21 protein-coding genes are annotated in these 21,912 nt (G+C 64.3%); 5 read left to right on the top strand and 16 right to left on the bottom strand.

Annotated features, from left to right (window positions below; genetic code table 11):
- Positions 1-7: 7 nt before the first annotated feature.
- From nusB to VLE48_09640, 7 genes are all read right to left on the bottom strand, one after another.
- The gene (gene nusB, locus VLE48_09670; protein HSA93266.1) at positions 8-451 is read right to left on the bottom strand and encodes a transcription antitermination factor NusB; all 444 of its coding nucleotides are present in this window, start codon (positions 449-451) and stop codon (positions 8-10) included.
- Positions 452-537: 86 nt separating this feature from the next.
- On the bottom strand, positions 538-1,410 hold the full coding sequence (ribH, locus tag VLE48_09665; protein ID HSA93265.1) for a 6,7-dimethyl-8-ribityllumazine synthase: 873 nt from the start codon (positions 1,408-1,410) through the stop codon (positions 538-540).
- Positions 1,411-1,609: 199 nt separating this feature from the next.
- Positions 1,610-2,395, bottom strand: a complete 786-nt coding sequence (locus VLE48_09660; protein HSA93264.1) for an enoyl-CoA hydratase-related protein — start codon at positions 2,393-2,395, stop codon at positions 1,610-1,612.
- A gap of 84 nt (positions 2,396-2,479) precedes the next feature.
- Positions 2,480-3,355, bottom strand: coding sequence for a 3-hydroxyacyl-CoA dehydrogenase family protein (locus VLE48_09655; GenBank protein HSA93263.1), 876 nt, complete (start codon positions 3,353-3,355; stop codon positions 2,480-2,482).
- Positions 3,356-3,378: 23 nt separating this feature from the next.
- Positions 3,379-3,651 carry a carboxypeptidase-like regulatory domain-containing protein gene (locus VLE48_09650; GenBank protein ID HSA93262.1) on the bottom strand — a complete coding sequence of 91 codons (273 nt, stop codon included), beginning with the start codon at positions 3,649-3,651 and terminating at the stop codon, positions 3,379-3,381.
- Positions 3,652-3,731: 80 nt separating this feature from the next.
- Positions 3,732-4,934 carry an acetyl-CoA C-acetyltransferase gene (locus VLE48_09645; GenBank protein HSA93261.1) on the bottom strand — a complete coding sequence of 401 codons (1,203 nt, stop codon included), beginning with the start codon at positions 4,932-4,934 and terminating at the stop codon, positions 3,732-3,734.
- Between the two features lie 133 nt (positions 4,935-5,067).
- The gene (locus VLE48_09640; GenBank protein ID HSA93260.1) at positions 5,068-7,656 is read right to left on the bottom strand and encodes a GAF domain-containing protein; all 2,589 of its coding nucleotides are present in this window, start codon (positions 7,654-7,656) and stop codon (positions 5,068-5,070) included.
- A 121-nt stretch (positions 7,657-7,777) separates the two neighbouring features.
- Here VLE48_09640 and VLE48_09635 point away from each other — a divergent pair, with 121 nt between their 5' ends.
- Positions 7,778-8,959: an aminotransferase class V-fold PLP-dependent enzyme gene (locus tag VLE48_09635; protein ID HSA93259.1), complete on the top strand. Its 1,182-nt coding sequence runs from the start codon at positions 7,778-7,780 to the stop codon at positions 8,957-8,959.
- 13 nt (positions 8,960-8,972) lie between these two features.
- Here VLE48_09635 and VLE48_09630 read toward each other — a convergent pair whose 3' ends face one another.
- Positions 8,973-9,371: a YciI family protein gene (locus VLE48_09630; protein HSA93258.1), complete on the bottom strand. Its 399-nt coding sequence runs from the start codon at positions 9,369-9,371 to the stop codon at positions 8,973-8,975.
- 138 nt (positions 9,372-9,509) lie between these two features.
- Here VLE48_09630 and lexA point away from each other — a divergent pair, with 138 nt between their 5' ends.
- Positions 9,510-10,124: a transcriptional repressor LexA gene (gene lexA, locus VLE48_09625; GenBank protein HSA93257.1), complete on the top strand. Its 615-nt coding sequence runs from the start codon at positions 9,510-9,512 to the stop codon at positions 10,122-10,124.
- Positions 10,125-10,171: 47 nt separating this feature from the next.
- On the opposite strand, the gene VLE48_09620 is transcribed toward lexA, so the two are convergent.
- The 4 genes from VLE48_09620 to VLE48_09605 form a co-directional block, all read right to left on the bottom strand.
- A complete protein-coding gene (locus VLE48_09620; GenBank protein ID HSA93256.1) occupies positions 10,172-12,157 on the bottom strand; it encodes a DUF2207 domain-containing protein in 1,986 nt (661 codons plus the stop codon).
- Between the two features lie 99 nt (positions 12,158-12,256).
- Entirely contained in the window at positions 12,257-12,589 is a 333-nt protein-coding gene (gene trxA, locus VLE48_09615) for a thioredoxin (protein HSA93255.1), read from the bottom strand.
- Positions 12,590-12,885: 296 nt separating this feature from the next.
- Positions 12,886-13,962, bottom strand: coding sequence for a kelch repeat-containing protein (locus VLE48_09610; GenBank protein HSA93254.1), 1,077 nt, complete (start codon positions 13,960-13,962; stop codon positions 12,886-12,888).
- Positions 13,959-15,476 carry an amidohydrolase family protein gene (locus VLE48_09605; protein ID HSA93253.1) on the bottom strand — a complete coding sequence of 506 codons (1,518 nt, stop codon included), beginning with the start codon at positions 15,474-15,476 and terminating at the stop codon, positions 13,959-13,961. The genes VLE48_09610 and VLE48_09605 overlap by 4 nt, the downstream gene beginning before the upstream one ends.
- Before the next feature lie 82 nt (positions 15,477-15,558).
- On the opposite strand from VLE48_09605, the gene VLE48_09600 reads away from it, so the two are divergent.
- Complete coding sequence (locus VLE48_09600) at positions 15,559-16,566, top strand: class I SAM-dependent methyltransferase (protein ID HSA93252.1); 1,008 nt, start codon at positions 15,559-15,561, stop codon at positions 16,564-16,566.
- Between the two features lie 21 nt (positions 16,567-16,587).
- On the opposite strand, the gene VLE48_09595 is transcribed toward VLE48_09600, so the two are convergent.
- Positions 16,588-18,654: a S9 family peptidase gene (locus VLE48_09595; protein HSA93251.1), complete on the bottom strand. Its 2,067-nt coding sequence runs from the start codon at positions 18,652-18,654 to the stop codon at positions 16,588-16,590.
- A gap of 59 nt (positions 18,655-18,713) precedes the next feature.
- Entirely contained in the window at positions 18,714-19,826 is a 1,113-nt protein-coding gene (locus VLE48_09590; GenBank protein HSA93250.1) for an ABC transporter substrate-binding protein, read from the bottom strand.
- Positions 19,827-19,940: 114 nt separating this feature from the next.
- Between VLE48_09590 and VLE48_09585 the strand changes: the two genes are divergently transcribed.
- Positions 19,941-20,351, top strand: coding sequence for a PPOX class F420-dependent oxidoreductase (locus VLE48_09585; protein HSA93249.1), 411 nt, complete (start codon positions 19,941-19,943; stop codon positions 20,349-20,351).
- A 53-nt stretch (positions 20,352-20,404) separates the two neighbouring features.
- Here the strand turns inward: VLE48_09585 and VLE48_09580 are convergent, their stop codons facing one another.
- On the bottom strand, positions 20,405-20,689 hold the full coding sequence (locus tag VLE48_09580; GenBank protein HSA93248.1) for a 4a-hydroxytetrahydrobiopterin dehydratase: 285 nt from the start codon (positions 20,687-20,689) through the stop codon (positions 20,405-20,407).
- Between the two features lie 87 nt (positions 20,690-20,776).
- Entirely contained in the window at positions 20,777-21,418 is a 642-nt protein-coding gene (locus VLE48_09575) for a ferritin-like domain-containing protein (protein HSA93247.1), read from the bottom strand.
- Between the two features lie 42 nt (positions 21,419-21,460).
- On the opposite strand from VLE48_09575, the gene VLE48_09570 reads away from it, so the two are divergent.
- Positions 21,461-21,912, top strand: a 452-nt coding sequence (locus VLE48_09570; protein HSA93246.1) for a hypothetical protein, incomplete at its 3' end; no start/stop codon positions are given.

Genomic DNA, 21,912 nt, shown 5'->3' with positions numbered 1-21,912 from the left:
CCAACCGTCAACGGGTCCCCGACCCCTTAGTCCGGTCTCCCGATTCTTCCAGGCTGCGGCCCACACTGTCGAGCACGCCGTTAATGAAATGGATGGATTCGGGCGAGGAGTAGCGGCGGGCGATCTCCAGCGCCTCATTGATGACCACCGCGCGCGGAATCTCCGGAAAGGCCAGGAACTCGGCCACGCCGGCGCGCAGCAGGTTGCGGTCGACGGCGGCCATGCGGTCCATGCGCCAGTGCCGGGCATGCTGCTCGAGGAGGGCGTCGATCTCGACGGCGCGTTCGCTGGCGAGCGCGAAGACTTTATCGGCAAAGGCGCGGACGGAGGCGTCGGTCTCCGGGCGCTCGTTCCAGAAAGTGCGCTGCACCTGATCGGGCGTCTGGCGCCCCATATCGCGCTGGAAGAGCATCTGCAGCGCCAGTTCGCGTGCTTTTCTGCGCGTGCCCATGGGTCAGTTGCCAGTTGGCAGCATCAGTCCCGGAGAGAACTTCATGATCCCACCGGGCGGAAACCCGAGACTGGGAGCCGGAGACTTCATGGTTGGCGCCTGGAGGGTCGTTTCCGCGATCGCGTGACGGGTGACCGTTGGCGTCTGACCGCGGCTTTCAATGACGCCATCTCCACCGCCGAGAGCCCGGCCTCGAAGCCCTTGTTGCCGCTCTTGAGGCCAGCGCGGTCGATGGCCTGCTCGAGGGTGTCGCAGGTCAGCAGGCCATAGGCGTGCGGCACGCCGGTCTCCTGGGCCGACTGCCCGATGCCGCGCGTGACCTCGTTCGCGAGATGCTCATAGTGCGAGGTCTCGCCGCGCAGGATGCAGCCGATGCAGATCACGGCATGGAAGCGCCGGGTGGCAGCCAGGGAGCGAGCCGCGGCGGGAATTTCGAAGGCGCCGGGAACGCGCGCGACCTCAATGTCGCGCTTGCGGGCGCCGGTGCGGTGCAACGCGTCGAGGGCCCCGGCGAGCAGACGCTCTGTGATGAACGAATTGAAACGACTCACTACGATGCCGAAACGCTTGCCGCGCGCGTCCAGCTTCCCTGCCATACCGGAAGGCTCGGTTGCGGGAGGGCTGAAGACGGCGATGCGAATCCCGCCGGCTTCAACCGTGAACCAGCGGGCGCCCCAGGGTGTGTTCTCGATCTTTTGGACGACACGCAGCTTCTTGCGGCGGGCGAGTTCGTAGAGAGAGTCGGCGTCGGTAACTTCCAAGCGCACGTGCGCGCTCCGGAAGCCTTCGCCTTGCATGACTCCCAATTGTCCCTGCGGGGCAAGGAAGATGACGCCACGGTAGCGCTTTTCCTCCCACCCGTCACCGCGCTCCAGGCCGAGCGCGTCGAAGACTTCGACGAGCGCTGCGAAGTCCTTCGAGGACTTGGCCAGATGGGCGAACTGGACGGCCTTGATCATGACAATTCACCACTGAGACACGGAGGCACAGAGAATACAGTTTCGAGTTTCGAGTTTCCAGTTTCCGGCGGAAATATGGATGCGCGCCTTTCGCGCACTCCCTCGACTTCGCTCGGGACAGGCTTGCGAATCGGCGCGCCTAGATCCTTCGCTCGGCATGAAACAACTGCGCCTCGCTCAGGATGACAAACACCAGCCGTTACTTGCCCTTGAACTGCGCCGGGCGCTTCTCAAGAAACGCGGTCGTGCCTTCCCTCTTGTCCTCGGTGGCGCAGCACATGCCGAAGAGTGTGGCTTCGAGGTAGAGGGCCTCAGGCAGCGACATCTCCATGCCCTTGTTGACGGCTTCCATGGTGTACTGCAGGGCGAGGGGAGCGTTGGCGATGATCTTCTGCGCGATGGCCTCGGCGCGCGGCAGCAGTTCCGCCTGCGGCACGACCTCGTTCACCAGACCGATGCGGTGGGCTTCCTGCGCGGTGATCATCTCGCCGGTCAGCAGGATCTGCATGGCGAGCCCCTTGCCGACCAGGCGCGGCAGGCGCTGTGTGCCGCCGTAGCCGGCCATGATGCCAAGCTTCACTTCGGGCTGGCCGAGCCTGGCGTTCTCGCTGGCCAGGCGCATGGTGCAGGCCATGGCGATCTCGCAGCCGCCGCCGAGCGCGAACCCGTTGATGCAGGCGATGACCGGCTTGCCCAGGTTCTCCATCAGGTCGAGCACGCTCTGGCCGCGATGGGTGTACTCCTTGGCCTCGACGGGATTGTGCCTGGCCAGCTCGTTGATATCCGCGCCGGCGACAAAGGCCTTCTCGCCCGCGCCGGTGAGAACGACGACACGGACTTCCCTGTCGTCACGAGCCTGGGTGAACGCCGCGCGCAATTCTTCCATGGTGGCCATGTTGAGCGCGTTGAGGACCTTGGGGCGGTTGATGGTGACGTACGCGATCGCAGCTTTCTTCTCGTAAAGGATGTTTTCAAATTGACTCATTTTGTCATTCACTCATTGGTTCATTGAACTACGTCGAAACTGTCGGCATTGCTGGTGTAGCAGTCTCTCCCTTTGGTTGGGACGTCAAAAAGAGGCTTTCGGCTTCGCCGGGTCCGACCAATCGTAGAAACCCTTGCCGGTCTTTTTTCCGTACCATCCCGCTAGCACCAGGCGTTTGAGCAGCGGCGGCGCAGCGAAACGGCGCTCCTTGAACTCGTCGAACATGACGTGGGTGATGTAGTAGGTGGTATCGAGGCCGACGAAGTCGAGCAGCGTGAACGGACCCATGGGATAGCCGCAACCCAGCTTCATGGCATTGTCAATGTCCTCGATGGAGCCGACACCTTCTTCATAGGCGCGGATGGCGTCGAGCAGATAGGGCACCAGCAAACGGTTGACGATGAAGCCGGTCTTGTCCGAGGCGCGCACCGGGACCTTGCCCAGCTTGAGCGCGAACTGATAGGCGGACTCGTAGACGTCGGGCGCGGTGGCGATGGTGCGCACGACCTCGACCAGCTTCATCAGCGGCACCGGGTTGAAGAAGTGCAGGCCGATGAAGCGCTCCGGACGCTGGGTGGAGGTCATCAACTCGGTGATGGAGAGCGAAGAGGTGTTGGAGGCAAAGATGGCGTCTTTCTTGACGATGGCGTCGAGCGCCGCGTACATCTTCCGCTTCTCATCGAGGTTCTCGATGATGGCCTCGATGATGAGGTCGCAGCCGGCGAGGTCTTCTTTCTTCAGCGTGCCTTTCAGGCGGGCGCGGACGGCGTCGGGCGCCTCTTTCAGCGTGCCCTTCTCCGCGAACTTGGCCAGAGACTTCTCGATGCCGGCGAAGCCTTTGTCGAGGAACTTCTGCTCGGCCTCGAGGACGGTGACGTCGCAGCCGGCCATCGCCGTGACTTGAGCGATACCCGAACCCATGAGGCCGCAGCCCAACACACCTACGTTCTGGATAGCCATGAAAGACTCCTAGTTTTGAAAAGTCACTCGACAACCACGACTTCACAGAGGTGAGAGTCAAACTTGAGCTTTACCGTGACCCTGTGGACGGCTCCGGCCTTCACTACGACATCCCTGGGAACGCCCTTAAAGCACTTAATGCCAGCCGCAACGACGTGGTACACGCCGGGTTTGACGCCGTCGAAAGTGAACCGGTCCAGCTCTGCCTCGACTGTTGTTGATCTCACCTCCGCTGTTTGTACGTCGATAAGCAAAACCTTGGCCGGCCAGAACTTCGCTTCGTACGGTCGTTTCAAGCGACCTTCGATACGCGCATCCTGTGCGGCTGTCGAAACGCACAGTAGCATGCCCGCCAGCGCAGCGATTGTGAACCGCATCACTTTTGCAGACTCTCCACGATCACGGCGATCCCCTGTCCGCCCCCGATACACGCGGTCGCCAGGCCGTACTTGCCCTTGCGGCGGCGGAGCTCGTAGAGCAGGGTCAGCACCAGGCGCGTGCCGGTGGCGCCCAACGGGTGGCCAAGCGCGATAGCGCCGCCGTTCACGTTGACCTTCTCGCGATCGAGCCCGAGCTCTTTTTCCACCGCCAGGTACTGCGCGGCGAAGGCCTCGTTGACCTCGATGAGGTCCATGTCGTCGAGTTTGAGCCCGGCATTCTTGAGCGCGACGCGCGTGGCGGGCACGGGGCCGGAGCCCATGATCTTCGGCTCGACGCCGGCGATGCCCCAACTGACTAGCCGGCCCAGCGGCCTGAGGTTGCGCTTCTGGGCGTCGGCGAGCGGCATCACCACCACGGCCGCACCGCCATCCACGATGCCGCTGGCGTTGCCCGCAGTGACCGCACCGTCTTTGCGGAAGGCAGGCTTCAGCTTGGCCAAGCCTTCGAGGGTGGTCTGCGGGCGGCGATGGTCGTCCTCGGTGAACATCTCGCCGGTCGGCCGGCCCTTCGCGTCCTTCAGCGGCACCGGCACCAGTTCTTCTTTCATGCGACAACTCTTGTAAGCAGTCTCGGCAAGCTGCTGCGAGCGCAGCGCAAATTCGTCCATATGCTGGCGGGTGATGCCCTGCTGCTCGGCGTAGAGTTCGGCGGTTCCGGCCATGGCCAAGCCGCAATAGGAGTCGAGCAGCGCGACCATGAGCGAATCTTCGAGCCGGCCTTCGCCCAGGCCGAATCCCCAGCGCGCGCCGCGGATGACGTGCGGGGCCTGCGACATGGCTTCCATGCCTCCGGCCAGCACCATCTTCGCTTCTCCCAGTTGAATAAGCTGGGTGGCGGTGACGATGGCCTGCATGCCCGAGCCGCAAAGGCGATTGAGGGTGAGCGCCGGGACTTCGACCGGCAACCCGGCCAGCAGGCCGACGTGGCGCGCGCCATAGAGCGCGTCGCCGGAGGTCTGCTGCGCGTTGCCGAAGATCACGTGGTCGAACTCTTTGGCATCTACGCCGGCGCGGCCGATGGCCTCTTTGGCGGCGACCGCGCCCAATTCCTGGGCGGTGAAGTCGCGCAGTTTGCCGCAATAGCGGCCCATGGGCGTGCGCGCTCCGCTGACGATGGCAATGTCGGTCGGTTGCAGCATCAGGAATTCCTATGACGAGCTTCAGGCTGAGGGGACAACCTATCGAGTGTAGCAGCGGCTCTCGCAGAGGAGCAACCAGCGCCGTGGCCGTGGATCAGGCTGCTGCTCGCGAAATCCCGTGCATGGCTCTCGCCTACGCCGGCACCGGCTCGAGTTTGGCGGCCAGCGCGTTGGCCTTGTCGCCACCTTCGGCGCGGGCCGCGTCCAGGGCCCGCTCCACGCGGTTGATGACCTCGGTGACCACGTCGATGGGATCGAAATTGGAACGGATCACAAGTTCCGCGATGCCGGTGGTGATGGGCAAGGGCTTGTCCGAGCCCGCCAGGCGCACGCCGGCCAGCGCCTTGCGCAGCTTGTCCACCACGAAGAAGGCGTTTTTCTCGTTGGTGTCCGAGAGGACCAGCGCGATGGTGGTCAGGTCGTAGCGCACGGCCACGTCGTTCTGGCGGATGTGCGACGTGATGACCTGGCCGATCTGGGTCATCATGGATTCCACCGCGGGCTCTCCCACTTCCTTCACCAGCGGTCCCGCCTTGGCGAACTGCAGCAGCATGACGCAGGCGGTGGAGGTCTGCTGGATGGAACGCTTCACCTCGCTGAGCAGCACGTCGAGGTAGGAGGCGCGACGCAGCAGGCCGGATTTTTCATCGGTGACGGCCAGCGTCTTGACCAGGCTGCGCAGGCGCGAGTTGTTCACCGCCAGCACCATCTGGTCGGCGATGGTCTTGAGCACGAACACGTCGGTCTGCCGCCAGTCGCGGGGCGTATAACACTGCTCCAGGATGAGCACGCCGGCGTGCTCGTCGCCATCCATGAGGGGCACCGCCAGGATGGACTGGATGGTGAGCGCCTCGATGAACTGCTGCACTCCCGCCAGGTCGGGATTGCCGGGCGCATTGGGGATGAGCACCGGTCCGCGGGCCACGGCCAGGGCCTGCAGCGTGCCGATGAGCTTGACGATGGCCATAACGTCGGACTGCTTGACGCCGGGGGCACAGTACTCCAGCGCGGCCGAGGGCGGCTTGCCCGGCGTGCACAGCCCGGCCACGCAGCGACTGGCGCTCCAGTGGCGCCCCACCTCGTTGACGGCGGTGAACAGCACGCTCTTCACGTTGCCCTGCCGGTAGATGTTGCGGGTAATCTCGGTGACCCGGGCGATGTTGTCCACGGCCGCGTCGTTGGCGCTGGGCGCGGCCGCATACGAGCCGGGGACCGCCGGAGCCAGGCCGGGCGGCGGCGCTCCCGAAGCCGGCGCTGCCGGCACCGCGGGCGCCACGGCGCCGACGCCGCTCGGGTACTTGGGCAGGAGGCCCGCGTTCATGTAGAGCGAGCGCAGCTTCTCGTTCTTGTCCTCTTCGCGCGGAAACAGCTTCTGGATGCGCTCCAACCGCTCCACCGCCTTGGAGCGCATGGAGTACTGCAGGAAGATCTCCGCCTGCAGCATGAGGTCGTCGAGAACGGTGGTTTCACTTTCCATGCCGCCGGCGGGCGCGCCGGCCTTGTCTTCGTCCACCTTGACGGCCCCGGCAAAGCGGTTGGCCACGGCGTTGAAACGAGAGGAATCGATCTTGCCGCGCAGCATCTCCAGGCGTTTCTGGTGGCCGGGCTCGTAGGCGTCGACTTCCGCCGCCGCATCCAGCGAATCCGCCGCCTTGATGAAGTTGCCGGCGGCGTAATAAAGCTGGAACAGCTTGATCAGCGTGGCGCAATAATCCTGCTCGCGGTTGTTGGCGTTGTAAACCTCGACCAGGTATTCCAGGAACTCCACGCTCGGCGCCTGCTTGTCCGTGACTTCCTTGATCAGGTTCACGTATTCGCGGCGGCGATCGTGCTTGGTCTGGTTCTCCTCCAGGCGATGGGCCGCAGCCAGGGCCTTCTCCATCTGCTCCGCCTTGATGAGTTCGGCGATCATGCGGCCGACTTCGTCGGCCTGCGCCGGATCCTTGTCCAGCAGCTCCCAGACGTAGGGCTCGGCATCCAGGGGCCGGCCGGAAGCGAGCAAACCGCGGCAGTAGGCTTCGCGCAGTTCCGGCGAGGCCGCCGCGCCGGTGGCCAGAGCTTCGACCGCCTGCACCGCTCCCTTGGCATCACCCTTGGCCAGCAGCGTCTTGCCGTGCGCCAACGCGGCATGCGGAAGGGTGGGATCGGTGGTGAAAGCACGCGCATACCAGGCGCCGGGATTGCCGTCTCCGGCTTTGGCCTCGAGTTCGCCCGCCTGGAAGAAGGCTTCGGCGGCGGCCTTGATGTCGAACAATTCGGTGGCCAGCTCGCCTTCGCGGCGGTAGTTCTCCACCTTGGGATCGAGCGCGACAACGCGCTTCAAAGCTGCCAGCGCGTCCTGCTTGCGCCCCGCGGAAGTAAAGCTGCCGACCGCCGCTTCGTAGGCGTCGAGGGCGTCCTTCTTGCTGGTCTTCTCCATGAGCTGGCCGTAGCGCAGGCTCTGCTCCGGCGTAGGAGTGGTGGCCTTCAGCAGCTTCTTGTAGGTGATGTTGGCCTTGGAGACGTCGCCGATCCCGGCCTGGCGCTCGAACAACACGCTCAGCAGCTTGGTGGCATCGCCCGCGCGGTTCAGTTGCAGACACAGGTCGGCAGCCGAAGAGCGCACCCCGTCCTGGTTGGGATCGTCTTCCAGGATCCCCAGGTATTCCTCCAGAGCGGACTCCGTCTTGCCCTTCTGAAGGTACTTCTCCGCCTTTTCGATTCGCTTGGAGAAATCGGCCATGACGCGCGCGTACTCGGGGAGTGCATTGTAGTCTGTGGCTGAGGTCGGCAGCAATCGGGCCCCGACGTTCAAACGCACATAACACGACACGCTCGGCTTCGCAGAAGGTACAATCTCCGTCATGCCCAGTCACTCCGCTCACGATGACCTGCTGCGCTGGCGCAGCGAGTTTCCCATTCTGGAAACCAGCACCTACATGATCAGCAACTCGCTCGGGGCCATGCCCCGCGGCGTCTATGACGCGCTGCGCTCTTACGCCGATGCCTGGGCCACGCGCGGCGTGCGCGCCTGGGAAGAAGGATGGTGGGGACTGGAGACCGAGGTCGGCGACGAGATCGGCGCGTTGATGAACGCGCCCAAAGGCTCGGTCTCGACCCACCAGAACGTGACCCTGTGCCAGGCGACCGTAGCCTCCTGCTTCGACTTCACCGGAAAACGCAACAAGGTCGTCTTCAGCGACATGAATTTCCCCTCGGTCGTCTATTTCTGGTACGCGCAAGAGCGGCGTGGCGCGCGCGTAGACATGATCAAGACGGAGGACGGTATCACCGTCCCCACCGAGCGCCTGCTGGATGCCATCGACGAAACCACGCTGCTGGTGCCCATCTCGCACGTCATCTTCCGCAGCTCGTTCATCAAGGACGTGCCCGCCATCGTGGAGAAAGCCCACAAGGTCGGGGCGCTGGTGCTGCTGGACACCTTCCAGTCGCTGGGCACGGTGCCGGTGGACGTGCAGAAGCTGGACGTCGATTTCTGCACCGGCGGCGTGCTGAAGTGGCTGTGCGGCGGCGCCGGCGTGGGCTATCTCTACGTGCGTCCGGAACTGGGCCGGAAGCTGGAGCCGGCCATCACCGGCTGGTTCGCGCACCAGGACTCGTTCGCCTTCGAGATCGGGCCCATCCGCTACACCGACCCGCCCATGCGCTTCATGAACGGCACCACCCACCTGCCCGCACTCTACGCCTGCCGGCCGGGGCTGAAGATCATCCGTGAAGTGGGCGTGGAGCGCATCCGGGAGAAGTCCATGCGGCAGACCGCGCGGCTCATCCGCCTGGCCGAAGAACGCGGCTGGAAGGTGAACACGCCGCGCGACCCGGCGCGGCGCGGGGGCACGGTTTCCATCGACATGCCGAATTCCAAAGAGGTGTGCGCGCAACTGCTGAAACGCGACATCCTGGTGGACTGGCGTCCCAAGGCAGGAGTGCGCATGTCGCCCCACTTCTATAACAAGGATGAGGAACTGGACACGGCCATCGCCGCGGTGGAGCAGATCCTGAGCGAGATGGGCGTGGCGGCGCGGTAGGCCTTTCGTCGCTTTACGGGATGGGCTTCCCTTCCATCAGCGCCACGTGGTAGGGAAAGAGGGCGGCTTTCATGACGCCCTTGGCCACGGCGGGGTCGCCGTTCATGATCCGGCGCGCCGCCTCCTCGCTCTCCGCCCGGAAGATCACGATGCCGAACGAGGACTCGTCGGTATTCAGCGTGCGGCCGGCCAGGATTACCACGCCTTTGGCGGTCAGGTCCTTCAGGTAGTGGAAGTGCTCGGTGACGATAGCCTGTTCCTCCGGCGTGGGGCCTGCGGTAAGCATGGCGGCGCGAGTAGGCTGGATGCGGTAGAGAAACTGCAATTCCGCCTTCCGGGCGGGCTCGTCGCCGAAGGCAGAAGCAGTAGCCAGGAGAATCAGGACCGAACTCAGCAGCAGGTTTTGGGACATGCCGGTTTTCCTCGTTCCGCTTGGGTGCAGGCCGCTATGCAGCGGTTCCGAACACTTTTTACCCGAAGACGTGGCGAATCATTATTTAGCCGCGCTCCGAGTCTTGACATTCGCCTTTTATTCCCCTAGACTTGCGCCATGGCACTCACCCGGAGGCAACGGCAACTCTACGACTTTATTGCCGGCTTCGTCGAGCGGCAGGGTTATTCGCCCTCCTTTGAAGAGATCCGCGAGGGCATGGGGCTGAACTCGCTGGCCACGGTGCACAAGCACGTGACCAACCTGGAGAAGAAAGGGCTGCTCAAGCGAGGCTACAACCGCAGCCGCTCCATCGACCTGTTGCCGCCGCGGGGAAAGATGAAGCAGGCCCTGGCTGCCCCCCTGGGCTTGCCGCTGATGGGCCGGATTGCAGCCGGGCGGCCCATCGAAAGCATGGAGAACCCGGAGACCATCAACTTCTCCGATTTCACCCGCTCCAAGGACGTCTACGTGCTCGAAGTAAGCGGCGACTCCATGCAGGACGAGCATATCGTCGAGGGCGATTACATCCTGGTGGAAAAGACCCAGGTAGCGGTGAACGGTGAGCTGGTGGTGGCGCTGGTGGACGGCGCCGAAACCACGCTGAAGCGGATCTACCGCGAAGGTGACTACGTCCGCCTGCAACCCTCGAACGCGGCCATGCAGCCCATCACCGTGCCGGCAGGGTCGGTGCAGATCCAGGGGCGGGTGATCGGCGTGCTGCGGAAGTACTGAGAATCAGTTGCCAGTACCCAGTTGCCGGTACCCAGAAAAACCTAACACTACCAGCCGCCTCCACCGCCGCCCCCTCCCCCGCCCCCGGACGAACCTCCTCCGCTCGAACCGGAACTGCTGCCCGGCGCCGTAGAAGAAGATGACACGGCACTGGAAAACGAGCTTCCGAACGAGGATGCGAATCCGCCCGGGTTGAAGGCGTTCCAGTTCGAGCCCCGGTACCAGGAAGGAGCGTAGGAAGAGGTCTGACCGGCCTCGGCGGCTTTGGCCAGAACGTCGGTGAACTGGTCGGCCCACTGCTGCTCGCAGTCGAGTGCGAGGGCGTACGGCAGGTACTTCTCGAACAACTCCGGAGTGCGGGCCGGCCCTTCGAAGCGCCGCAGGCGGTCGCTATCCACCGCGGTGAGGAACATCTTGAAGCCTTCCACCTTGTCGAGCAGCATGCGGCCGGCGCTGGTGGGTGCTTTCAGCAGGTAGTGGAACAGGACATTGACGCCCACAATGGTCAGGAGTACCGCCACCGAAACGGGCGAGGTGGCCTGGGAGTACATGTAGATGCCGAATCCCTCGCCGGCGAGGAAGGGCAGAGCAAACGCGGTGATGAACAGCGCTCCCACCAGACTCACCACGCGGTTGACGACGCCGCCGAACATCACGCCTTTCCACGCCCGGAACACGGCCATCAACAGGAAAAAAACGCCGAACGACCACCCGGTGAGCCAGATGGTCATGAAGCCGGCCAGCGCCTTACGCTCGACGCCCTGGGCGGCCACCACCTGCGCCAGCAGGGTAAGCGCGGAAAGCACCAACCCTGGAATCAGGTAGCGTTTGTTGGTAAGGAAATACACGGTCTCCTGGCTGTTCTTGAGCGACTCTTTCAAGCCGTCGATGGCGCTGCGGATAGTGGCGTGGTTGGTGGTCTTGAGCTCGATGGACTTGCGCGAGTCCAGCAGTCGCGAGGCGGCGGCCTTCTCATCGGCGGTGAGGCCCGCCTGGGCGGTTGCCCGTTCGAGGGTGTAGTCGCCTCCCTCCTCGCGGATGGTCAGGTATTTTTTCACGGCCATGTTGAGCACGGCGGCGGCGAAGGTCTTGTCGTCGAATCCCATGCGCACCAGGTGCCGCATGGCGGCGGGGGAGAGATTCTGGGGCGGTTCGTAGAGGGGCATGATGGCGCCGGGGTCGGGGTCGCGCCCGACCCGGGTCCAGATCACCACGTAGTAACCCAGCACCAGCAGCAGGCCCAGAGCGGCGGCCAGCGCCGGGCGGTTGTCCGCCAGGAACCAGGCGATCTTCTGGTTGCGGGTAGGCTCGGGGATGATGCCCTTGGGAAAGGACACGACGATGGTGAGGCCCTGGTTCGGGCCCAGCATGTGGGTGGTGGCGAAGTGCGCCGCGCCGTCCTCGGCGACCTCGGCGGAGTAGTTCTTCTCGGTGGAACCCTGGTAGCCGGTGTAGCCTTCGAGCTTCAGGTCGTCGCGCCCGATGCCGGGAGGCAGCGCGACGGTAGCCGAGGCTCGATCGATCGCGAAAGCCCAGCCGTTGCCGGTGACGTTCCAGTAGAGTTCGTCGTGGTCGGGAAAGAAGCCGAGTTGGCGGTGCGTCCGATAGGCCAGGGTGTAGGTGTATTCGCCGGGGTCGAGGAAGACATCCTTGTTACCGACGTAGACGCGGACCCCGTTCTCCAGGCCCTCGGTGTGGTAGTCGTCGGGACGGCCGTCGCGCAGCACTTCCTGGATGTCAAAGCCCACGCGGTAGGAGTTGCCGAACTTGTCCTGGTAGCGGGTGGGAAAGTCGCGGTAAATGCCCCGCCGGATCTGCTCGCCGGTGGAGCGCACCTTGATGGTCTCACGCACCAGCATGGAAGCGTCGGGATAGACGGTGATGTCACTGTGGTACGAGAGGATGCGCTCCGGGGCCGAGGCCGCCAATTCCTCGGCCGCGGTGTCTGGCGGGATCTCCGGCAAGTCCTGCGCGAAAAGGCTGAAGGGCAGGAGGCATGTGATTAACAGCGTCAGCCAGCAGAGCTTGCGCATGGCGGACGCGATTCTCCCCGGAAGCGGCCAAAACTACAAGAGGGATTTAGAGGCAGCAGAAAGCCCGGCCGAAGCCGGGCTCGGGTGCCGTTGCGCCGTTCAGGAAAGATGCTTGTCGAGGGCCTTCTCGATGGTAGCGCGGTCCACGAAGCCTACGATCTGCTCCTTCACCTGGCCGCCCTTGAACACCAGCAACGTAGGGATGCCGCGGACTCCGTAGCGCTGCGGCGTAGCCGGGCTGCGGTCCACATCCATCTTTCCGACCTTGACGCGGCCCTGGTAGCTCGCGGCCACCTCGTCCACAATGGGCGCGATCGCCCGGCAGGGGCCGCACCACGCGGCCCAGAAGTCCACCAGAACCGGCTGCTCGCTCTTGAGCACGTCCTGGTCAAATGTTGCGTCCGTTAATTCCACAATCCCGTTACCAGCCATTTCGCCTCCGAAGTAATTACTGCAGGACCGCCAAGGTTAGTCGCAGCCCGAACGTACCGTATTTTCATGGTACCACTCACTTGGATTAGATGCGCAGAGGTTTCAGGAGTAACAGAAACTGCGGGAAGCGGGATGTCGACGACAACGTAAGGCGCAAAAATTAAGAGGCGCCCGAGAGCGATTAGCTCGCGGACGCCCGACGGCAGCCCTCCCCCAGAACTGCCAATCGCCTACCACATTAGGGTGGTTCCGGCGGACTGTAAACGTCACGAGAGTAACCGCAAAGTAATCGCAAGTCACCGCGAGGTAATCTGCAGAAGGTTCAAGCGGTTAGAGACGCGTTGTCCCGCTTCCATGCCTCCGATGAGGGCCAACCCTTCAGGGGTCGAGGCGAGGCCTCGGTGGTCCATGGTGGGAACCGGATTGTCGGGCAGCAGCTCCCAACCGCCAGACTCCACATTCCAGGCAAACGTGGTGGCCACGGGCTCGGAGGGCCGACCGTCATAGCCGCGGCCGTCGTAGTTATAAGGATTGTCGGTGCCGCCCGAGAACACGATGCGGCGGCCGTAGGCTCCAGCGGCGATGCGATAGCGCGCCCGGCTGGGCGGTGGCGGAATCTTGGTCCAGGTGATTCGCGTCAGGTCGCCGCGGTCGATCTTCCCCATCCACGCTTCATGAGAAGGAATATAGCGGGGGTTCGAGCCGCCGGGATTCTTGAAGGCTCCTCCCAGGTACACGATGGTGTCTTCGGCAAGGGCGCCGGCGTGTCCGAAGACGGGAGTGCCCGGGATGGGCGTGGCCTGAAGCCATCGATCCTTCTCGGTGTCGTAGACCTGGACGTTGCCCACGTTGTCCTGCTGCGACCATCCGCTGATGAGATAGACGTAGCGATTCCGGTAGACGCCAAGGGCCATGTCGTCCACAGCCACCGGAATATCGGCGCCGCGCCGCCAGCCCCGGGCCTTGAGATCAAAGATGTCCAGGTTGGAGAGCGAAACCTCGTTGCCTTGGGCGTCCACGGTGTATCCGCCGAAAAGGAAGACGCGCCCCTTCACTCCCGCGGCGGCCGCGGCCAGACGGCCCGCCTGTCCGGGCACTGCCGGAAGGCGCGCCCATTCGCGGGAGAGCGTGTCGAAGGACCAGGCTTCGGCGGTGACGGCGTCCCAGGTCTTCTTCGGGCCGATCCCCAGGAAGGAGAACAGGAAGGTGCGCTTGCCGTCACGCAGGGAGGCGACGGCGTTGTTGGAGACCGGTTGATAGAGCGGTTTGAGCGCGCTCCAGGTACCGGGGATGGTGGGCGCTTGCGCTTGCTGCGCGGCACCACCTGCCACCAGCAACAGGACCAGGCTGAATGCGAGACGGCGTTTACTCATGCCACGCGTATCCAGCCGTATTGAGTGTTGCTGGGCGCAGCCAGCCCGGACTCGTGGTACTGCTTGCGCAACCGGTCCACGTAGTCGCCGGGAATGGGGTTGCGCTTCGCCTTGGGATCGATGCCGTAGAGGCGAGCGCCGTTCAAGCCGAAGATCTTGCGTTTGACGTCGACGGTGAGCGGCTTGTAGCCGAAGCGCTTCATCAAGTCTTCCGGCATCTGGAGGCGCCGCAAAGCTTCAATCTGCCACTGCGGGGAGCCCCACCAGACCGAATCCGTGCCCCAGAGCACGTGGTCTTCACCGAAAGCCTGCAAGATCATGCCCAGGACGTGGCAGCACAACATGGGGCTGGTGGCGGCCATCATGCCAAAGGTGCTGCCCAGTTCCATGTACACGTTGGTCATGTGCGCGTTCTTGCGGCGCCACTCGCACAGGTCGGAGACCCAGGGGATATACGCCGTTTTCTGGAAGCCATCCTGCGCCGCCGGCAAGGCGTCCTGCAGGCCCTTGAACCCGGAGTGATAGAGGAGAAAGTTCAGGTCGGGAAAGTCTTTGGCCGTCTTCACCACGTCCTTGGGGCTCCAGTATTCGTCGTTGCCGGGAAACAGGGGCAGGCCCTTGTGCAGGCAAATGTTGCGAATGCCCAGCTTGCGCGAGTACTCGAGCACCGGATAGGTGCGCTTTTCGTCGTCCAGCCACCACCCGGCTTCACCCTTCACCATGGACTGCCCGGTGTAGCCCTTCCAGGCTTCGATCTTCAGTGATTCCGCCTGCTGCTGCATGATTTCGCGGTTGCGCGCGCCCAGATCAGGCGAGATCTTGCCGTGAATGACCAACCGCCGCGACTTGGCCAGCTCGTTGACCGCAGCCCGGGTGCGGGCCATCAGCGCCGGAGGCAGCACGTCGCCGGCCTCAGTCTCGCTGGGCAGGCCGCTGAGCACGGCGACGTCGGTTTCACTGTCGAGAAAAACTTCCTTGATGTAGTTCTCCAGGTGCAGGTCGGACATGGCCGGTTCGCGCTTGGCCAGCTCGGGATTCACTTTCGCAGCAAAACCGCGTCGCAGGTCGAAGAGGTACTGGAGGAATTCCTTGCTGGCGGTGGGAGCTTCGTGCTCGGTGGCGACGTGGTGCGTCTGCACGTCGAAGATGAAGTAGTCAGCTTTCTTCTCGGCTGCGGCTGCGGGCTCGAACAGCTCCGCGGCATCGACGGTGAAGAAGGGGCCGAACACGCTGTTGAGCGCCGCGAACGCTGCCGCCATTCCGCAGGAGGTCCGCAGGAAGCGGCGGCGTGTCACGCCCTGCCGCAGCGCGGCCTGGTCCGCGGCCTCCAGAAGGCGATGCTCGACGGCCCGCTGCTCGGGCGTTTGTGGGAGGGGGAAGTACTCCTCGTTGGAGATGACGCGCGTGGGAATGGGCAGATTGCGCCCCAGGAATGCGTCCAGGTCCGACGCGCGCACCCAACCGTCACGCACTTCCGGAGGTGGAACAGAACCGCTGGTCTTGGGATTGCTCATGGTTGCTCTCCGTCCCCCGGCAGCGACGTTTGCGGATTATAGCAATCCCAAGTAGCTTAGGTTTCTGTCCCTGGGAGGAATCATGAGCACCCCGCCGTCCCCGGCGCTGGTTTTCGACACCCTGAATGCATACCAGCGCACCGAAGCGCTGCGCGCGGCGCTCGAACTGGATGTGTTCACCGCCATCGGAGCCGGAACGGACAGTGCTTCCGCGCTGGCGAAGCAGACGGGCGCTTCCGAACGGGGGCTACGCATTCTGGCGGACTACCTGACCGCCGTCGGGTTCCTGACCAAGAAGGACAATCACTATGGCCTCACACCGGACAGCGCCATGTTCCTCGACCGGCGGTCGCCCGCCTGCGTGGCCTCGGCGGTTGGATTCCTGGCCTCTCCAGGGGTCATGTCGCACTATGTCAACCTGGCCGCCGCGGTGCGAAAAGGCGGCACGGCCGCCGAAGCGGACGGCCTGGTGGCGCCCGAGCACGGACTGTGGGTGGACTTTGCGCGCTCGATGCAGCCGATGATGGTGTTGCCGGGGGAGTTGATCGCACGCCTGCTGAGCGCCGAACGCGGAGACCGGTGGAAGGTGCTGGATATCGCCGCCGGGCACGGGATCTTCGGCGTGACCCTGGCGCGACTGAATCCCAACGCCGAGATCGTGGCCGTCGACTGGCCCAACGTCCTGGAGGTCGCGAAAGAGAATGCCCGCGCTGCCGGCGTGGAGCAACGCTATCAGACCCGGCCCGGCAGCGCCATGGACGTGGACTTCGGGGAAGGTTATGACCTGGTGCTGCTCACCAACTTTTTGCACCACTTCGACGTGTCCACCAACGAAGGAGTATTGCGGAAAGTGCACGCGGCACTGAAGCCGGGTGGACGCGCGGTGATCCTGGAGTTGGTACCGAACGAGGATCGCGTTTCGCCGCCCCTGCCGGCCATGTTCGCCCTCATCATGCTGGCCAGCACGCCGGCCGGCGACGCCTATACCTTCGCGGAGTACCGAGAGATGCTGCAACACGCCGGCTTCGCGTCCAGCCAGCTACACCCGTTGCCGCCGACTTTCCAGCACGTGGTGATAGCGACCAAGTAGGTTGCGTCCGCTTGTTGCCGACTATTGGGGTGATGGCTCCAGCCAGCGCTTGAACCAGGCCGCAATGCGCTCCAGCCGGTCCACGCGACGGTCGGGACGTCCGGAGCGCGAGAGTTCGTGCCCTTCCTCGGCATAGCGGACGAACTCCGCCGGCACACCATGCAACCGCAACGCGGCGTAATACTGCTCCGCATCCGGCATGGGAGCGCGGAAATCGTTCTCGCTGTGGATGATGAGCGTGGGCGTCTTCACGACATCGGCATACGCGATAGGAGAGAGCTTCCAATGCTTCCCCGGATCGCTCCACAGCAGGCCGCCAAACTCAACCTCGGTGAAGTGCGGGATGTCGGTGGTCAATGGGAAGCTGTAGAAGTTGTAGACACCGCGCATGGGAATCGCAGCCTTGAAGCGCGTGGTTTGGCCGATGACCCAGGCGGTCATGTAGCCGCCGTAGCTGCCGCCCGCGACGCCCAGCCGGTCTTTATCCACCCAGGCGTAGCGCGCGATGGCGGCGTCCACGGCGTCCATCAGGTCCTCGTAGGGTGTGCCACCCCAGTTGTTGATGGTGGCGCGCGTGGAGGCTTCCCCGTAGCCGGTCGAACCACGCGGGTTCACGTACAGCACGCCGTAGTTCATGCCGGCGAGCATCTGGAACTCCTGCATGAAATGCTCACCGTACTGGGTGCGTGGGCCGCCATGGATCTCGAGCACCAGCGGGCGCTTCTCGCCGGACTTGAGCCCGGCGGGTGGGATGATCCAGGCGTCGATGGGATGGCCATCGCGCGCGTTGAAGGTGAATTTTTCCGACGGCACCAACTTGTGCGCGACGCGCCAGTCTTTGTTCAAGTCGGTGAGCGGACGCGTGCCGCCATCGGCGACGGCGCCCACCACCAGCTCTTCCGGCCGGTCCGAAACCGTCTCCGAAGCCGCGAAGCGTGATGCATCCGGTGAGAAGCTCAGCCCCGGCGTGGCGAACATCTGCGAGTGGATGCCGAGCTGTCGTCGCCCGGAAGTGAGACGCCGCGCGCGCCAGGTCGCGGGGTCGAACGTCCATACGTGGATGTCGCCTTTCTCCTCGGCCAGCGCGAAAAGTTTTTTTCCATCACGGCTCCATCGCCAGGTGGAGAAGTTGCCATCAAAGCCGTGCTCCATCCGGTTCCAGGCCGCGCGCTCCGTGTCCACCAGGAAGACTTTGTCGTTGTAGCCTTCCGGATTGTTCTCTTCCACCAGGACTTGCGTGTTCGCGGGACGCCACACCGGCGCACCGTAGTAGCCAGGCTTGGCGGTGAGTTCGCGGACCAGGGAACCGTCGCGCGCCAGGACTTGAACGCGGGCCAAGCCGATGTCGGTGGCCTCGTCGCCCAAATGAGTGAGCGTCACGGCGACATGCTTCCCGTCCGAGGCCCAACTGTACCCGGCTACGTCCACCTCACCCGCCGTCACCTGGCGCAGCTCGCCGCTTTCCAGGTCGAGCGTGAACAAGTGCGGCCGCAGATTGTTGAAGTAGGACTTGCCGGCGCGGTAGATGGCCATGCGAATGGCGCGGACACCCTTTTCCAGGTCTGGGTATTTCTGCTTGACCATCTCCTTGGGGTCGCGGACTCCCGCTTTCCAGTCTGACGGCACGCGCGCCATGAAGCTGATGGCGTGAGCGCCCGGGATCCAGCGCGCGTCGCTGACGTCCACCTCGAACGAGGTGACGCAGCGCGCCTCGCCGCCTTCCGCCGGCAGCAGGCAGGCCTGCGCCGAACCATTGCGCGTGGACAGAAAAAGGATCTCGCTGCCGTCGTCGCTCCAGCGGGGCGAGTTGTCCGTGCCCGGCAAGTAGGTGAGCTGGCGGAGTCCGCTGCCGTCGGCGCGCACCATCCACAGATTGCTGTCGTAGCCGTCGTGCTTCTCGTTCGACCGGCTGGTGGTGAACGCGATGCGGTCGCCGGCGGGGGACCATTGCGGGTCGCCCACCCAGGTGAGCGAATAGAAACTCTCCGGCGTGACCGGTTTGGATTCGGCGATGGCGTTGACGGCCGCTGCCAACACCACGGCCAGCACGACGTGGAAACGGATGGAACCTCTACGGCGGTGCGACATGAGACCCCTCGAGGCTTCGGGATGGATGCCGGCGGCCGGGTGACCGCAGCGGCGGCATTCTAGCAAACCGCTGCCTGCGAAGCGCCTGACACCACCGCCTTGCTGCCTCCCCGCCACTCCACCAGCAAGACGCGATGGCCGATCTGCTGCCCGCGGTCGTCGATGCGGAAACGTCCGAACAGGGTATTGCCATCGAGCGCATCGGCGGCTTCGCGCAGCGCAGCGTCGCGGAACGTACCGGTGCGCCCGACGCACTCGGCGAAGATGGTGGCAGCGGCCAGCGCCGCCGCCGCCGGATAGTCGGGCGGGCGACGGAAGCGCTCCTCGAAGTGGGCCACGAACCAGTCCAGATCCGGACCGAGGACCTCCGGAAAGCGCACTTCCGGCTCCCACTGGCTGGGACCCACAATGCCTTCAACGGTGCGTTCCAGTTCCTCGCGCAGGTCACGGAAGCCGCCGGCAATGGCAACGACTTTCTTCACCGAATCCGGCCAGTCCGCGCGGGTGCGCAACAACTGCACTTCATCGTCGAACGCCGCCGCCAGCACCACCACCTGGGGACGGCGCGCGCCCAGTTCGCGCACCAAAGAGCCGATATGCTGGGAAAGTGCGCCGGCCGGCATCATGCTGGTTTGGTGGCTGGCGCGGCCCATGGCGGTTTCCAGCAACCCGTCCGCGATCTCGAAGGCGTAGCTGCCCTGCGCTTCGTACACGACACAAATGGTCCGCAGCTCGGGCGCTTCTTTCTCCAGCCACGCCGGCAGGTCGGTGAGGTAGCGGCTGGCGGGAGTGGAAATGCTGACCACGCTGCGCCGGCCATAGCGGTAGAGATTGTCACAGCCGCTGCCGTGACTCCACAGGAGGCGGCCACGCTCCTCGGCCACCGGAGCCACGGCCTCGGTGAGGAAGCTGGAGTAGGGTCCGAACAGGGCGTGCACGCGGTCCTTGTCCAGCAACCGGGCGACGTTCTCGCGCGCCAGGTCGGCGCGGTCTTCGTCGTCGTAATAGATGACCCGCACGCGGCGGACCAGGTCGCCCATGCGGAAACCGCCCTGTTGGTCGATCCACGCCGCCCAGGTGCGCAGTCCGTCGAGGGCCTGTCGCGCCTGGCGCCAATGGCGGCCGGTCAGCGACACCGTCATCCCGATGCGCAATTCAAGCGTGGGGCTCATGGCGAGAAGGTTGGAATCAGGCCGTTCGCGGCGCCTCCGGCCCGTGTTAGGTTAGGTGGCTGCGACCGAGAACACAAGCCGATCATCCTATCTCCATAGATAGAGGAGGACCTCATGCCCCAAGCGATACCCGAGAAGTTCCGTGACTTGTTCGAGAAGCCCGCGTTCGGCCACCTGGCCACGCTCAACGCGGATGGCAGCCCGCAGGTGACACCGGTGTGGCTGGACATCGAAGGCGACGTCATTCTGGTGAATTCGGCACGCGGCCGCAAGAAGGACCGCAACCTGCGCCGCGATCCACGCGTGGCCCTGAGCGTCGCCGACCCCGCCAATCCCTATCGCTATCTCGAGGTCCGGGGCCGTGTGGTGGAAATCACGGAGAAGGGCGCCGACGAGCACATCGACAAGCAAGCCAAAAAGTACCTCGGTGTGGACAGGTATCCCGGCCGCGCGCCGGGCGAGGTGCGCGTGCTCTACAGGATCCAGCCGGAGCACTTCACGTCGATGGATTATCCGCGCGACTGAATGGGTGGTCTGGCCGGTTTACGCCGACAGCGCCGTGAGCAACCGGAACGCTACTAGGCCTTCAACTGGTCGATCTTCGCGGCCATGATGAAGTCGCTCTCCGTCAGGCCGTTCACCTTGTGCGTCCAGAGCGTGACTTCCGCTTTGCCCCAGGCGAGATAAATGTCGGGGTGGTGGCCCTGCTCTTCCGCCAGAGCGCCCACCTTGTTGGTGAAGGCGAGCGCGCTCTTGAAGTCGGGGAAATCGAACTGGCGCGTGATGTGATGCTCGTTGATCACCGTCCAGCGCGGGACCTCGCGAGTGAGACTCTTCAGTTCCTCGCCCCGAAGGGGCGGCACTCCACCCTTGCATGGAACACAGGTCTTGGCAGCGAGATCAACCATAGCAGGCCTCCGGAATGAGGTCTTATTCTACCGCCACCGGCACTAACACCCGGGCACACAAGCCGCACCGGTCTTCTCCATGACAATGGAGCGAATGCGGTCGCCGATCTCGAGCAGTCGCGTCGCGGCTCGCCGCGCCCGCTCCTGGGCTTCAGGCGTCTTCGCCAGTTCCGCCAGCACTTGGCAGCCGGCGCGGTGATGCTGGTCTTCGTCCGGATTGATGACGCCGCGGTATAACGCCGCCAGATCCTTCTGACCCATGTGTTCCAGCAGCTTGAGGAACTGGGCGTTGCGGCGCCCGCCCATGGCCTCACGCGCCACCAGGGCGGCGGCGATGCGTTCTTCCGTGGTGGCAAGCGTGCGCAGGTACTCCAGCACCGGGCTGGGGGGCTCGAGCGGATCAAAGCCGGCCAGGCTCACGCCCAGCGCGCGGGCCGCGTCTTCGAGAAGCTGGTAGTGCCGCGCCTCGTCGCCGGCGTGTCGCGCCAGGGCCAGCTTGGCCGGAAGCTCGGGCGTGGATCCCACCCATTCGGCGGCGATGGCAAAGGCTTCCGCCTCGTTCTTCAGCGCCATCTTCAGCAGCGCGCTGAGGTCGCCGGCTGAACCGGCAGGCTCGGCGTCCAGTTTGCTGAGGATGGTTTCGCTCTCCGCTTTGAGTTGTTCGACGAATGCGGCGCCATTCATGCGTGTACCGGAGGAGTAGAATATCAGTAAGGAAGTCGCAGTATGCCCACCCTGAAGGACGTTCTTTACGAGCAGGTGCGTGAGGGCGAGCTGTACGAGAAGCTCGACCGCAACCGTGTGCGCTGCTTCGCCTGCGGGCACCGGTGCCCCATTCCGGAAGGCCAGCCGGGCGTCTGCAAAGTGCGCTTCAATCGCGGCGGAACGCTCTACGTGCCCTGGGGCTATGTGGGCGGCGTGCAGTGCGACCCCATCGAGAAGAAGCCCTTTTTTCACGCCTATCCCGGAGCACTGGCGTACAGCTTCGGCATGCTGGGCTGCGACCTGCACTGCTCCTACTGCCAGAACTGGGTGACGTCGCAGGCATTGCGCGACCCCACGGCAGTGTCGCCACCGCTCGGCATGACCCCAGACCAGATGGTCGAAGACGCTCTTCGCCAGGGCGGCAAGGTCCTGGTCAGCACTTACAACGAGCCGCTCATCACCGCCGAGTGGGC

The sequence above is a fragment of the Terriglobales bacterium genome, from assembly GCA_035454605.1.
In the GTDB taxonomy this organism is placed as follows: Bacteria; Acidobacteriota; Terriglobia; order Terriglobales; family Acidobacteriaceae; genus DATMAB01.
The sequence above is the reverse complement of the archived record's forward strand: the minus strand, read 5'-3'. Positions and strand labels throughout refer to the sequence as shown.

Excerpts from the sequence above, each read along its gene's own strand:
- trxA (HSA93255.1), bottom strand. The coding sequence starts at position 12,589 with ATGGCTGGTAACGGGATTGTGGAATTAACGGACGCAACATTTGACCAG.
- VLE48_09610 (HSA93254.1), bottom strand. The coding sequence starts at position 13,962 with ATGAGTAAACGCCGTCTCGCATTCAGCCTGGTCCTGTTGCTGGTGGCA.
- VLE48_09645 (HSA93261.1), bottom strand. The coding sequence starts at position 4,934 with ATGCTGCAACCGACCGACATTGCCATCGTCAGCGGAGCGCGCACGCCC.
- VLE48_09585 (HSA93249.1), top strand. The coding sequence starts at position 19,941 with ATGCCCCAAGCGATACCCGAGAAGTTCCGTGACTTGTTCGAGAAGCCC.
- VLE48_09605 (HSA93253.1), bottom strand. The coding sequence starts at position 15,476 with ATGAGCAATCCCAAGACCAGCGGTTCTGTTCCACCTCCGGAAGTGCGT.
- VLE48_09660 (HSA93264.1), bottom strand. The coding sequence starts at position 2,395 with ATGAGTCAATTTGAAAACATCCTTTACGAGAAGAAAGCTGCGATCGCG.
- VLE48_09655 (HSA93263.1), bottom strand. The coding sequence starts at position 3,355 with ATGGCTATCCAGAACGTAGGTGTGTTGGGCTGCGGCCTCATGGGTTCG.
- VLE48_09640 (HSA93260.1), bottom strand. The coding sequence starts at position 7,656 with ATGGCCGATTTCTCCAAGCGAATCGAAAAGGCGGAGAAGTACCTTCAG.
- lexA (HSA93257.1), top strand. The coding sequence starts at position 9,510 with ATGGCACTCACCCGGAGGCAACGGCAACTCTACGACTTTATTGCCGGC.
- ribH (HSA93265.1), bottom strand. The coding sequence starts at position 1,410 with ATGATCAAGGCCGTCCAGTTCGCCCATCTGGCCAAGTCCTCGAAGGAC.
- VLE48_09595 (HSA93251.1), bottom strand. The coding sequence starts at position 18,654 with ATGTCGCACCGCCGTAGAGGTTCCATCCGTTTCCACGTCGTGCTGGCC.
- VLE48_09600 (HSA93252.1), top strand. The coding sequence starts at position 15,559 with ATGAGCACCCCGCCGTCCCCGGCGCTGGTTTTCGACACCCTGAATGCA.
- VLE48_09590 (HSA93250.1), bottom strand. The coding sequence starts at position 19,826 with ATGAGCCCCACGCTTGAATTGCGCATCGGGATGACGGTGTCGCTGACC.
- VLE48_09635 (HSA93259.1), top strand. The coding sequence starts at position 7,778 with ATGCCCAGTCACTCCGCTCACGATGACCTGCTGCGCTGGCGCAGCGAG.
- VLE48_09620 (HSA93256.1), bottom strand. The coding sequence starts at position 12,157 with ATGCGCAAGCTCTGCTGGCTGACGCTGTTAATCACATGCCTCCTGCCC.
- VLE48_09630 (HSA93258.1), bottom strand. The coding sequence starts at position 9,371 with ATGTCCCAAAACCTGCTGCTGAGTTCGGTCCTGATTCTCCTGGCTACT.
- VLE48_09575 (HSA93247.1), bottom strand. The coding sequence starts at position 21,418 with ATGAATGGCGCCGCATTCGTCGAACAACTCAAAGCGGAGAGCGAAACC.
- nusB (HSA93266.1), bottom strand. The coding sequence starts at position 451 with ATGGGCACGCGCAGAAAAGCACGCGAACTGGCGCTGCAGATGCTCTTC.